Genomic DNA, 12,597 nt, shown 5'->3' on the forward strand with positions numbered 1-12,597 from the left:
GGTTACGCGCTCCACACACCCGCGCACCGGCGCTTGTGAGGTGTGGCCTGCGCGGATGTGACGAAGACCCGGAGCGCGCGGCGATCAACGCGCTTGCCGGGGTCGAATCGGAACTCCTACGGTGAACGGCATGACGGATGAATCCACCCGCGCGGCCCGGCTGCTGGACGCTCAGGCCAAGGCGGCGCTGCTCTTCGCGGAGATCGGGACGAGGCAGCTCGTCGCCGCCGGCCAGGGCGAACGCGCGGTGAGCGACAAGATCCGTGACCTGGCGAACGAGATGTTCGGGACCACCCACTACTGGCACAAACGGATCGTGCGGTCAGGACCGAACACGCTGCTGCCCTACCGTGAGAACCCGCCGGACCGGGTCATCGGCGCGGACGACATCGTCTTCGCCGACTTCGGGCCGATCTTCGAGGAGTTCGAGGCCGACTTCGGGCGGACCTTCGTACTCGGCGACGACCCCGTCAAGCACCGCCTGCGCGACGACCTGGCGGCCGTCTTCGCGGCCGGACGCCGCGCCTTCGAAGCGGACCCGGGGATCACCGGCAAGCGGCTCTACGCCGAGGTCGAACGGCTCGCGGCCGAAGCGGGCTGGGAACTGGGCGGCTGGCACGTCGGCCACCTGGTCGGCGAGTTCCCGCCCGAGTACAACGACTGGGAGGACGTCGACTCCCACATCGTGCCCGCCAACGACAGGCCGCTGCGCCGCACGGACGAAGCCGGGCAGCTCCTGCACTGGATCCTGGAGATCCATCTCATCGACCGGGGACGCGAGTTCGGTGGCTTCTACGAGGAACTGCTCGACCTCTGACACGGCACCGCCATCCACGAAGAGTCGGGCGCCCTCGCCGGTTCCGGTACGGCGACCGGGCCTCGGTGGGCCTGGTCCAGCTTGTTCCGGTCCTTTCCCAGGGGTAGCCGGCGCTCACGCGGCTGTCCCGCCGCGGGACACCCGACCCGCCCCGGGGCGCGCCCGGTCCCGTACCGGGCGCGCCGTCCAGGTCTCAGTAGCCGAGGCTCGTCGTGTACGCGCACTCGGTGTAGACATAGCCCGGCGACAGCTTGGCGGTGTCCGAGGCAGGGGTTTTTCCGGTCCCGCTGCGGGACTTGTGCACGAAGTAGGTGGTGCCGACGGGCAGCCGGATGGTCCGCTGCGGGTAGTGCCTGCCACTGTCACTGCACGGTTTGAAGCCGATCCTGAGCGTGCTGCCGAGCGTGTACGAGGCGCAGCTCCCGCAGGCCTTGAGGTCGAAGCTCCCGGTCACCGGTCCCGTGTACAGGACCGTGATGTCGTCGGGGCTGTCGTTCTTGACCGTGACGGTGATGCTCCCGCCCGATGCCGTGGTCGGCAGGCGCTTGCCGGCCGCGGGTACCGTCTGCGCGACCTCCGCGGCGATGGCTGTCTTCTGGGCGCGCGCCCGGTTCCTGTCGTGCGGGTTGTTCTTGGCGAAGTCGTTCATGGTCGTGACGGCGTCACTGAATTTCCCGTCCTTGTACTGGGCGACACCGCAGGCGTAGGCGCCCGAACGCGCGCTCCGCGAGGCCCGGTCGGCGTCCTTGCCGAGGGCGTCGGCGAGCCCGGCCTGCTCCCCGGGCAGTCCGCGGACCTGGGTGCCGAGGCCGTCGAGCCGCTGGACGGCGGCACAAGGGTCGTCCCCGCGGACGGACTTGACCGCGTGGTCGACCGCGGTCTTCACCGCCGGTTCCACCTTGCGCGCCTGTGCGGACGCGGGGAACGTCGACAGCAGCTCGCCGAACCGCGAGGTCCAGTCGGAGTCTCCGCCGCTGAGCGATGCCGCCGCGCACTCGTAGAGCGAGGTGGCCAGCCGGTCGTCGGGCCAGGCGGAGAGGTCTCCGAGTTCCTTCTTGCCGATGGTGCGCGGGACCGTGCGGAGGTACTTCAGCGGAGACACGGCGGAGCAGTAGTCCTGCCGCGCGTACGGTGCGCCGACCGTTGCGTAGTAGACCTTGAGCCGGCCGGGAACGCGCCGCGCCGCCCGTGAGCCCGGGTGGTCGTCGGTGAGCGCGCCATAGACACCCAGGGCGCGGCGGTAGCCGGCCTCGGCTGTCGCGAACGGCTGCTTCCCGGACTCCCTGACCAGCTTGTCCGCACGGTCGAGCCGGTCCAGGAGCATCTGCTCCGTGGCTTCGTCCCGTGCTCCGTCGTACAGGACGACTCCGGTGGCGGGCACCGCCAGCAGTACGACCCCGAGCGCGGCCGCGATCACGGCGCTGGGCAGCAGCGCCAACCGGGTCCGCAGCCCCACGGACGCGCCGTGCACGGCCGCGAGAGCGAGGAGGACCAGATAGAGGACGACTGTCGGACCGGGTACACCGTCCGGGTCCGCGGGCAGGGCCACCACGAGCAGGATCACCGTCGCGACCCAGCACACGGCCATCAGCCCCCAGCGGCGCACGACGGCGTAACCGAGCCCGAGCCCGCTGAGGTTCAGCAACGCCACCGCGAGGGCTCGCCACGGATTCGCGGGAGCGGGCGGCGGCGCGGTCGGCATCGGTGGAACGACGAAGTCGGAACGAGCACCTTGATGATCCCAGGACATGACGGTTCCCCCCGTCAATCACGCCCGAAGTTGCATGACTTGTCAGCGTACGGTCAGTAAGTGGCCGGCGACAGTACCTGCGTCCGGTGTCTACGACCCGTCCGCCACTCCGGACGGCAGGCGTCCCGTGGATTTCGTACAGGGGTGCCCACTCGGAGCGCGTCTCGCCCAACTGCCAACTATGGCAATCGACTTGCTCTTGCAAGTAACATGCAAAAAGCCTTGTCAGTCCTTACCTACCTGTGCCGTGGAGTCCCGTCGTGTCTCACCTGATGCCTGATGCCGGACCGCAGCGGGTCCTCGCGGCCTCGAACTTCGTCTACACCGTCGGCAGCGGTCTCTATCTGACCGCCGGGGTCCTGTACTTCACTCAGGCCGTCCACCTTCCGGCGGACCGAGTGGGGATCGGGCTCGGCGTCGCGGGTCTGGTCGCCCTCGCCCTCGGTGTGACGGTCGGTCACCTGGCGGACCGCCACGGAGCGCGCGGTGTCTACGCGGCCACGCTCGTGGTCCAGGCGCTGGCCACGGCCTGCTTCGTCCGGGCGGACAGCTTCTGGCCGTTCGTCCTCGTCGTCTGCTCGGCGACCGGGGCCAAGGCGGCGGGAACGGCCGCCCGCTCCCCACTCATCCGGCACTACGGCGGGGACCGGCCCCAGGAGTTCCGGGCCTATCTGCGCGCGGTCACCAATGTCGGCATCTCCGTCGGGGCGCTGGCCGCGGGATGGGTGGTTCAGGTGGGCACCCTGACCGCCTATCACCTCATGGTCGTCGGCAACGCGATCGCGTTCCTGGTCTCCGCGGCGCTGCTGCTCCTCCTCCCGCCCGTCGCGCCCGTCCCCGCCGTCGGCGGCCCTCGCCGGGGCGCGCTGCGGGACCGTCCCTACTTGCTGCTCAGCGCGCTGGACGGCGTCATGGCCATCCAGTTCAAGGTGCTCACCGTGGCCGTCCCGCTGTGGCTCGTCGGCGCCACCGCCGCCCCTCACTGGCTCGTCTCGGGCACCATGATCACCGGGACCGTGCTGGTGGTCCTGCTCCAGGTGCGGGTCAGCCGTGGCGTCGGTTCGCCCGCGGCCGGCGGTCGCGCCTACCGCCGGGCGGGAGGGGCCTTCCTCGTCTCGTGCTCGATGATCTCCCTGGCGGCCGGGCTGCGGGCATGGGCTGCCGCGGCCCTGCTCATCGCCGCGGTCGTGATCCACACGGTCGGCGAGCTGTGGCACTCCGCCGCGGGCTTCGAGGTGTCCTTCGCCCTCGCCCCGAAGCACGCCACCGGCCAGTACCTCGGTGTGTTCGGCCTGGGCGCCGGGCTGGCCGAGGCCGTCGGGCCAGGTCTTCTCATCGCGCTCTGCGTCATGTGGGGGCGCCCCGGCTGGTACGTCCTCGGAGCGCTGTTCGCCCTCACGGGATCGGCGGCGCCCTTCGCCGTCCGCTGGGCGGAGGACCGCCGGCGGGTACCGCGGCCGCACCTCGCCGTCCCGGACGCACGGAAGTCGAGCCGGATGAACGGAACTGCGATCGACATCACCTGACGGTCCCCGCAGCGGTAGTCGGAACCTTCGCCCGGTGCTGCTCACGGCCCGTCGGAGAGGTCCGGGCGCCGCAAGATCGACTTCTTGATCCCGATTCATGCCGTCTTGGCGGGCGGTTTGTGACAGTGAGGCATGCGCGGCCCGCTCGTCGACGCCTGCCGATGGCGCGTTCCGTGCGGGGCGGTGGAGGCGTCATGACACGCGTGTGGCGGCATTACCGGTCCACCTGGCGGCCCTTGCTCTCTGGTGAGTGGCGCTCTCGCCGTGTAACGTCGCTGGCAGATGTCGTGGTTCGCAGTACCTGCCCGCGCCGTGGTGCGGGCGTTTTGCTGTGCAGTGCCCGAGGACCAGGACGACTACCTCCGGGTCCGCGCGGTGCGGATCCGTCATCGAGTGAGAGGCACTGGCATGGCCAGCGGAACTGTCAAGTGGTTCAACGCCGAAAAGGGCTTCGGTTTCATCGCGCAGGACGGCGGCGGCCCCGACGTCTTCGCGCACTACTCCAACATCAACGCCAGTGGCTTCCGTGAGCTCCAGGAAGGCCAGGCCGTGACCTTCGACATCACGCAGGGCCAGAAGGGCCCGCAGGCGGAGAACATCACCCCCGCCTGATCTCGGCGTCACGCCGGCACGGTGCCTCAAAGAACATCCACGTTGAGGCACCGTGCATCACGGCAGGCCACGCAGGCCACGCAGTTCAATGTGGGCCTACGGCCAACGCGGGTTCCGCCGGCTCCCCGAGGGGGCGGCCGAGCCACGTAAAGACAGGTGTTACGGCGCGTGCGGCTCGCCCGTGGGGCGGGCACGCACCCCCTTTCCGGCGCCGGCGGCGCCGAACTTCCGACGACCCGACTCCAGCGGTCGTCTCACGTCCACGCTCGACGGCGCTCGCGCGGGGCCGTGGTGAGGCGTGCGAGTTCGCGCGGTTCCCCCGTCAGCAGTACCGAGCCGTCAGCGGTACCGAGCCGTCAGCGGTACTGAGCCGTCGGCGGTTTCACCCGCCGGGCTCCCGGGCCGTCAGTGGCCCCAGGTGTCAGCAACACCCGGCCGTCAGTTGTCTCCAGCCCCAGGGACTGCCTGACAATTCGCGTCTGCCCATCGGGTGTCGAAGCGAAATTGTCATACAGCCTTGGCGGCGGTTCGCCGCGCGACGCGTACGGCGCCGCGGTCCGGAATCCCCAGCCGCGCCGATCCGGCAGGCAGTCATCACCCGTCCGGCCCGTGCGGCGTCCCGAGCGGAGGCGGCGACTGCGGCACTCTGGCCGAGCGGACCTCCATCGATCCTCCCTCGCGCGGTTCCGCGTCGTAGCCGGCTGATGGGCTGTCAAGAACCGTATGTCGAGCGGCGATCGCCCGTCCGACCTGGACCTGTCACGGTGACGAGGCCGAATCGGAGCGGCGGTGTGTTACTCACTTTCGGGTGACGGCCGCATCCGGTGAGGTGATGGGCTGGATGCCCGAAAATAGTCTGGATGCTGTAGGAGTACGGGAGTTGACGATGACAGGCCACCACTCTTCAGCTTTCAGCAGTTAAAGGACTGATACAGGCGTCTGTAACCGACATGTTCGTAATTGGTAACAGGGGCCGGGTGTTGCCCGTCCCGGGCGGGGATGTGGAGCAACTTATGAGTCCTCGGCCACCGGGCCGGGAAACTCGCACAGGGTCGCACCGTGCAGGTTCTCCGCAGTGGAGCGCTCGCACGGGGTGTGCCGGCTCTCGAACCTTGAGGAGCATTCATGTCCGTTTCCACGTCTGTCACGGTCCGCCGTATGGTGGCCGCGGCCCTCGCGGCCGGCGCAATGGTCGGCTCGGCCACCGTGTCCGCCTCCGCCGCTGAGCCGCGTGCCGAGCGCACGCACGTAGCGATCAGCAGGGTCCAGGCCGACGCGCCGGGCTTCAACGACCGTTCGAGCCGTTCGCTGAACGCGGAGTGGGTGGAGATCACCAACTCCGCGCGCCGTGGCGTGAACCTGAACGGCTGGACGCTGTCGGACAAGGACGGCAACCGCTACACCTTCCGGCACTACACCCTGGCCGGCCGTTCCACCGTCCGTATCCACACGGGCTTCGGCCGTGACACCAACCGGGACCTCTTCCAGGACCGCCGCAACGAGGTGTGGGACAACCACTCCGACGTCGCCACCCTGAAGAACGACCATGGCCGCTTCGTCGACAGCGTCTCCTGGGGCCGGGGTCACGGTGACAACCGCGGTCACGGTGACAACCGGGGTCACGGTGACAACCGGGGTCACGGCGACAACCACGGCGGCGGGCACCACGGTCACTGAACATCCCCTGACGGCACGCCTGTTGCCGCACGGAGGTGAGACGACCGGCTGAGGGCCGGGCACAGCCGGCCCCGTGATCACGTGGCCTCTTGAACGGTCGTACCGAGGAAGACCCGCACCGCACGGTGCGGGTCTTCTGCGTCCGACGGGGGCGGTCCTTCCTCACCGGTCGGCCCGGCACAGCGCTTCGACGTCCCACGACTCACGGCGACCCCGGTCCGATCCCGAGACCGCTGAGCAGCAAGGTCACGTCCACCGCCGCGACCACCACCGCCGTCGCGAACGCCAGCCGCTCCCGGCGGCGCCCCAGCACCGTCCCCGTCACCGCGACCACGAGGACCAGCCCCAGCGCCGCCACCTCGCGCCTGCCCGGCGGTCCCGCGGGCCCCAGCGCCAGCAGCGCCGACGCGATCACCAGAGGCACCGGAAGCAGCAGTCGCGCACGATCCGGGCCCAGCCGCTGCGGCCACCCCCGTACCCCCATGGCCAGATCTCCGCGGATGTCCGGCAGGACATCGCCCAGATGCGCCCCGACACCCAGCAGCGCCCCCGCGCCGAGCACCCACCAGGCCGGCCACGGACGGCCCGGCAGCCCGAGCGCCACGAACGCCGGGAGCGCGGCGAACGCCAGCGCGTAGGGCACCCAGGACCAACGGGTGGCCTTGAGGCGCAGGTTGTACGCCCACCCCGCACCGACCGCGGCCACATGGACGACGCCGGCCCAGGGGCCGTAGAGGAGCGAGAGCGGCACGCACAGGGCCAGCGCCGCGTACGCCGCGGCCCACACCTGACGCACGCCGATCGCGCCGTCCACGACGGGCTTGCCACGGCGGCCCGCCGCGAAGTCCCGGCGCGCGTCGAAGGCGTCGTTGCACCAGCCGACCGACAACTGCCCCGTCATGACGGCGGCGCCGACCAGGACACACCCCCCGGTTCCCCTGCCGGCGATGACCGACAGCGCCGCCGCCAGCGAGGTGACGGCGGCGACGGGCCCGGGATGGCACGCCCGGACCAGCCCACCGATCCGGCCGCTTCCAGGTACCGCGGTGCCACCGGTCGTCGAGTGCTCGGGAGTACCCACTCGGCGATGGTAGGAGGCCTCGTGCACCCGGCCGGAGCGCGCCACGGGACGAACGGCCGGATGGGCGATCCCTGGTGACGAAGTGCCGGTCCGGGGAAGGCCTGATGGGCAGCACACCCCAGTCGGTTTCGGACGGGAGCCCTATGACGCGGATCGCCGCCGTTCACGGTGCCCTCGCGCCGCACCGCCACGACCAGTGCGAGATCACGGACATGGTGGCCCGCACCTGTCTGCCCGCGGGCACCGAGCGCGGTGTGCTCGACCGGCTGCACCGCGGTGCCAGGGTCATTGCACGCCATATGACGCTGCCGCTCGAACGGTACGAGGTGCTGGACGGCTTCGGCGCCGCGAACGACGTCTTCATCCAGGCCGCCACGGACATGGGGGCCAAGGCCGTCCGAGAGGCGTTGCGCCTGGCCGGGCTGTCCGCGACGGACGTGGACATGCTGATCTTCACCTCGGTCACGGGCATCGCGGCGCCCTCCATCGACGCCCGGGTGGCGGGCCGCCTCGGACTGCGGCCCGACGTCAAGAGACTGCCGATGTTCGGCCTGGGCTGTGCCGGAGGCGCGGCGGGACTGTCCCGAGCGCACGACTATCTGCTGGGCCGGCCCGACCAGGTGGCCGTGCTGCTGTCGGTCGAACTGTGCTCGCTCACGTTCCAGCGCGACGACGCCTCCCTCGCCAACATGGTCGCCACCGGGCTGTTCGGCGACGGAGCCGCGGCGGTGGTGGCCTGCGGTGCGCGCCGCGACGGCGAAGCCGGCGGCCCCACGATCGTGGACACGCGCAGCCGGCTGTATCCCGAGAGCGGCCGCGTCATGGGCTGGGAGATCAGGAGTTCGGGCTTCCAGGTCGTACTGGATCCGGAGATCCCCGACGTGGTGCGCCGTCATCTCGCCGATGACGTCGAGGGGTTCCTGGGCGACCACGGTCTGAAACCGAAGGACGTGAGCGCCTGGGTGTGCCACCCCGGTGGCCCCAGGGTCCTGGAGGCCGTCGGTGAAGCCCTCGACCTGCCCGACGGGGCCCTCGATGTGACCTGGCGTCATCTGGCGGACGTGGGCAACCTCTCCTCGTCGTCCGTGCTGCACGTGCTGCGCGACACCCTGGCCACCCGCCGCCCGCCCGCCGGTACGCCGGGTCTGCTGCTGGCGATGGGGCCGGGCTTCGCCTGCGAGCTGGTGCTGCTGCGCTGGTAGGCCGCCCGGCGAGCGACCGGGAGCGGCAGGAGAGGGAACGGCAGGAGAGGGAACGGCGGGAGACGGACACATGATCTGGTACGGACTGCTGGTGGCCGCCGTCGCCGCCGAACGGGTCGGCGAACTCGTCGTGGCCCGCCGCAACGAACGGTGGAGCCTCGCTCGCGGCGCGATCGAGGCGGGCCGGGGCCACTATCCGGCGATGGTCGCCCTGCACACCGCCCTGCTGATCGGCTGCCTGGTCGAGGTGGGACTGGCCGACCGGCCGTTCCTCCCGGCCCTCGCCTGGCCGATGCTGGCCGTGCTGGCCGGCGCCCAGGCGCTGCGCTGGTGGTGCATCCTCACCCTGGGGCCCCGCTGGAACACGCGGGTGATCGTCGTGCCCGGCCTGCCCCTGGTGGCCCGTGGCCCCTACCGGGTACTGCGTCACCCGAACTACGTGGCCGTCGTCGCGGAGGGGGTGGCGCTGCCGCTGGTGCACACCGCCTGGGTCACCGCGATCCTGTTCACGCTGGCCGACGCGGCCTTGCTGACCGTGCGCATCCGGTGCGAGAACCGGGCTCTGGACGCCGTGACGACCCCCTCGTTGACGTCCGCTCCGGCGTGATCGACGTCCTGGTGGCCGGTGGCGGCCCGGCCGGTCTGGCCGCCGCGGTCCACAGCGCGCTGGCGGGCCTGGAGACCGTGGTCGTCGAGCCACGGACGGCACCCGTGGACAAGGCCTGCGGGGAGGGTGTCATGCCCAGTGGCGTCGCCGCGTTGCGGGCCCTGGGCGTCGAGCCCACCGGCAGGGAATTGCTCGGCATCCGCTACGTGGACGGCGCGGCCCGAGCCGAAGCGCCCTTCCGCGGCGACAGCGGGCTCGGAATCCGCCGTACGGCACTCCACGCCGCCCTGCACCGGCGTGCTCTCGGCCTCGGCGTGCGGATCGTGTCCGGCAAGGCGGGGGAGGTGCGACAGACCACGGACAGCGTCACCGCCGCGGGGCTCACGGCACGCTGGCTGATCGCCGCCGACGGCCTGCACTCCGCCGTCCGCCGCGGACTGGGGCTGGAGCTGCCGAGCGCCGCACACCGTCGCTACGGACTGCGCAGGCACTACCGGGTCGAGCCGTGGACGGACTTCGTGGAGGTCCATTGGTCGGGGACCGGCGAGGCCTATGTGACACCCGTGGCGGACGACCTGGTGGGGGTCGCGGTCCTGAGCCGCGTGCGGCGCGGATACGACGAGCATCTTGCCGATTTCCCGGCGCTCACCGCGTCACTGCGCGGGACCGCGGCGACCGAGGTGCGGGGCGCGGGGCCGCTGCGGCAACGGGTGCGCCGCCGGGTCGCCGGACGCGTCCTGCTCGTCGGTGACGCGGCGGGCTACGTGGACGCCCTCACCGGCGAGGGCATCGCCCTCGGGCTGGCGACGGCCGGGGCCGCCGTCCGCTGTCTCGCGGCGGGACGCGCGGAGGACTACGAGCGGCAGTGGTCGCTGCTGACACGCCGCCATCGGCTGCTGACCGGAGCCCTGCTGACCGCGAGCCGCCGCCCCGGCACCGCCCGTCTGATCGTCCCGCTGGCGTCCCGGATGCCTCCGGTGTTCGCGGCCGCCGTCCGCGCCCTGCAATAGGGCGTACGGCGAGGTGATGCCGTGTGCTCGTTCGCGACCCGCGTGGTGAGGCGAGTTCTCCGTTCGACCGGAGACCTGTTCCGGCGGGGTCGATCGCACCGGCATCAGCGTCGCCGAGAAGGGTACTTGCGCCTCACGCCACGCCCCGCGCGAGGAAGTGAGGACGCCTTGAACGAGAGTCACCCGGACGGCCCTGAGCCCCGTGGTGGGCCGACACCGAAGCCCGTACCCAGGGATCCGCCCGATCAGCAGGCCGCACCCGGCGAAGACCCGTGGGACGCGGTCGGCGTACCCGAGCGGTGGGCCGAGGACGACGGGCCCGAGCCCGGGAATCCCGGTGCGGTGGGCTCCGAGGGGGGCCTCCCGGACCCGGGGATCCCCGACACGGACGAGGCAGGCACCGGCCGGAGAGGTGTCCCGAACTCCGGCAGCCACCGCCCGGAGCATCCCGTGCCCGACGAGTCGTCCGCCTGACGCGCCGGCGTGCCGTGGGAGGCCGACCGGGTGAGGCTGGGACGGCACGCGACCACGGCGAGAGGTGCCGAGACCGTGGCTCCGGGCGGCGGACCGGGCCGGCCGGCCGCCGTGGCGGGCGGGCTCGCGCCGCTCGCGGATCCGGTCCGCACCCGCGTCGGGTCCTCATGGCGGGCAGCGCCTGCGCCGAGGAGCCCGCGCACACCGTCGTACCCCAGCGGAAAGGAGAGTGATCCGATGGCCACCGTGTCTCTCACCGGAGGGTCCGAGGAGGACGTCGCCACCGTGTTCGGCGTCCTGCGGACGGCGTTCCCGACCGACCGGACGGCCGACGACGTTCCTCACGAGCAGCCGGGCGACCGCCCGCCCGTGTGGAGCGCGGACTTCGACCCGACCGAGGAACGGATACCGACCGGCCCCACCCCCTTGGAGGGATCGGTCAGCGCCACGTTGCAGGGCGGCTACGTCGCCGTGGACCGGCTCCGCGAGGCCCTGAGCGGCTCGTTCGCGGTCCAGGAACAGGGGACGGCGTCCGGAGACCAGGAGAAGGAGGTCGACCTGAGACTCCGGACGCGGGGCTAGAGAGGCGGTGGACCTTGGGCGTAGGGGAGTCCACCGAGTTGGGTCGGTAGGGCGGCGCCGCCCTACCGAGCAGGCGATGGAGAACGTGAAGGCCGATGTGGCCGAGATCAGGAGGAGTGCCCACCGATGAGTGAGAGGTCGAACGACGAGCAGGCCGCGGCCACGCCCGCCGAGGTGCGGGAGCAGGTCGAACGGACCCGCGCGGAACTCGGGGAGACGGTCCAGGCCCTGGCCGACAAGGCCGATGTGAAGGCCCGGGCCAAGGAGAAGACCGCCGAGGTCAGGGAGAGGACCGCCGAAGTCGCGGAGCAGGCCGCGGCGAAGGCGGGCGAGCTGAAGGCCAAGGCGGCCAAGGCCGCCCACTCGGTGCAGGAGAAGGTGCCCGACCCGGTCAAGGACAAGGCCGCCCAGGCCGCCGGGCAGGTTCGGGACAAAGCCGCGCAGGCCGGCGGCCAGGTTCGGGACAAGGCCGCGCAGGCGGGCGGCGTGTGGGAGGAGAAGGCGCCCGAGCCCTTGCGGCAGCACGCGGCCCAAGGCGCGCGCTTGGCAAGGGAGAACCGCGCCCTGATCGTGGCGGCCGTGGGTGCCGTCGCGGTCGTGTGGCTGGTGTCGCGCCACCGCAAGGGGTGAGGAGCGGGAGTCGTGGCGCGCCGCGCCCGGTGGCTCCGCCGCGCGGTGTCGCCCGCCGGTCCGCGGCCGGGAACCCGTGGAAGGAGGGAGGTCCCCGGCCCTCATGGGACGGGGACCTCCGCCGTCGCCCCCGTGCGGCCGGCACGGCGGCGGTCCCTGGCCCGTGGCGACGGAGGGCCGGGGCAGCCGTGAGACCGCGGGCCCTCGGGGTACTCGTGCCCCGTACGAGCCCGAGCCGGCCGGACCAGGAAGGGACCCGTCATGCCCGCAGGATCGAACAGGAAACGAGAGCGGCAGTACGAGCACATCAAGGAGAGCGCGCGGGAACGCGGAGAGTCCACGAGCCGGGCGAAGGAGATCGCGGCGCGCACCGTGAACAAGGAGCGGGCGAGGGCCGGAGAGTCGAGGACCGCCAGTGACGCGTCCCTGCGCGACCCGAAGTCGGCGTCGCAGCGGGGCGGGCTGCGCTCGCACTCCGGAGCGCAAGGGCCCACCAAGGACCAGTTGTACGAGGAGGCCAGGAAGCGCAAGGTCCACGGCCGCTCCTCGATGAACAAGCAGCAGCTGAAGAACGCGCTGGGCCGCTGACCCCGGTGGGACAGCGGCCCGGGTGAGACGGCCCTCGTGGC

General features: G+C 71.7%; 13 protein-coding genes. 11 read left to right on the top strand and 2 right to left on the bottom strand.

The genetic code is table 11. The features are described 5' to 3' along the window. Positions 1–130 precede the first annotated feature (130 nt). Complete coding sequence (locus OHT01_RS37715; RefSeq protein ID WP_328557610.1) at positions 131–817, top strand: M24 family metallopeptidase; 687 nt, start codon at positions 131–133, stop codon at positions 815–817. Positions 818–1,010: 193 nt separating this feature from the next. On the opposite strand, the gene OHT01_RS37720 is transcribed toward OHT01_RS37715, so the two are convergent. Continuing rightward, a complete protein-coding gene (locus OHT01_RS37720; protein ID WP_328557611.1) occupies positions 1,011–2,519 on the bottom strand; it encodes a hypothetical protein in 1,509 nt (502 codons plus the stop codon). 308 nt (positions 2,520–2,827) lie between these two features. Between OHT01_RS37720 and OHT01_RS37725 the strand changes: the two genes are divergently transcribed. The 3 genes from OHT01_RS37725 to OHT01_RS37735 all read left to right on the top strand — a co-directional run bounded on the left by OHT01_RS37725 (position 2,828) and on the right by OHT01_RS37735 (position 6,382). Beyond that, positions 2,828–4,093: an MFS transporter gene (locus tag OHT01_RS37725; protein ID WP_328557612.1), complete on the top strand. Its 1,266-nt coding sequence runs from the start codon at positions 2,828–2,830 to the stop codon at positions 4,091–4,093. 408 nt (positions 4,094–4,501) lie between these two features. After that, positions 4,502–4,705 (top strand): cold-shock protein, encoded by a 204-nt coding sequence (locus OHT01_RS37730; protein ID WP_037751662.1) that lies wholly within the window; start codon positions 4,502–4,504, stop codon positions 4,703–4,705. A 1,125-nt stretch (positions 4,706–5,830) separates the two neighbouring features. Next, positions 5,831–6,382 (top strand): lamin tail domain-containing protein, encoded by a 552-nt coding sequence (locus OHT01_RS37735; protein WP_328557613.1) that lies wholly within the window; start codon positions 5,831–5,833, stop codon positions 6,380–6,382. Between the two features lie 202 nt (positions 6,383–6,584). On the opposite strand, the gene OHT01_RS37740 is transcribed toward OHT01_RS37735, so the two are convergent. Next, a complete protein-coding gene (locus tag OHT01_RS37740) occupies positions 6,585–7,463 on the bottom strand; it encodes a UbiA family prenyltransferase (protein ID WP_328557614.1) in 879 nt (292 codons plus the stop codon). A 143-nt stretch (positions 7,464–7,606) separates the two neighbouring features. On the opposite strand from OHT01_RS37740, the gene OHT01_RS37745 reads away from it, so the two are divergent. The 7 genes from OHT01_RS37745 (at position 7,607) to OHT01_RS37770 (ending at position 12,556) form a co-directional block, all read left to right on the top strand. Then, positions 7,607–8,665: a type III polyketide synthase gene (locus OHT01_RS37745; protein ID WP_328558402.1), complete on the top strand. Its 1,059-nt coding sequence runs from the start codon at positions 7,607–7,609 to the stop codon at positions 8,663–8,665. Between the two features lie 70 nt (positions 8,666–8,735). Then, entirely contained in the window at positions 8,736–9,272 is a 537-nt protein-coding gene (locus OHT01_RS37750; RefSeq protein WP_328557615.1) for an isoprenylcysteine carboxyl methyltransferase family protein, read from the top strand. After that, positions 9,269–10,282 carry an NAD(P)/FAD-dependent oxidoreductase gene (locus tag OHT01_RS37755; protein ID WP_328557616.1) on the top strand — a complete coding sequence of 338 codons (1,014 nt, stop codon included), beginning with the start codon at positions 9,269–9,271 and terminating at the stop codon, positions 10,280–10,282. The genes OHT01_RS37750 and OHT01_RS37755 overlap by 4 nt, the downstream gene beginning before the upstream one ends. A 168-nt stretch (positions 10,283–10,450) precedes the next feature. Then, entirely contained in the window at positions 10,451–10,756 is a 306-nt protein-coding gene (locus OHT01_RS40295) for a hypothetical protein (RefSeq protein WP_443043493.1), read from the top strand. A 237-nt stretch (positions 10,757–10,993) separates the two neighbouring features. Next, complete coding sequence (locus tag OHT01_RS37760; protein WP_328557617.1) at positions 10,994–11,338, top strand: hypothetical protein; 345 nt, start codon at positions 10,994–10,996, stop codon at positions 11,336–11,338. 126 nt (positions 11,339–11,464) lie between these two features. Continuing rightward, positions 11,465–11,968 carry a DUF3618 domain-containing protein gene (locus tag OHT01_RS37765; RefSeq protein ID WP_328557618.1) on the top strand — a complete coding sequence of 168 codons (504 nt, stop codon included), beginning with the start codon at positions 11,465–11,467 and terminating at the stop codon, positions 11,966–11,968. Positions 11,969–12,229: 261 nt separating this feature from the next. Next, on the top strand, positions 12,230–12,556 hold the full coding sequence (locus OHT01_RS37770) for a plasmid stabilization protein (protein WP_328557619.1): 327 nt from the start codon (positions 12,230–12,232) through the stop codon (positions 12,554–12,556). Positions 12,557–12,597 lie beyond the last annotated feature (41 nt).

It is taken from the genome of Streptomyces sp. NBC_00358 (assembly GCF_036099295.1).
Lineage (GTDB): Bacteria > Actinomycetota > Actinomycetes > Streptomycetales > Streptomycetaceae > Streptomyces.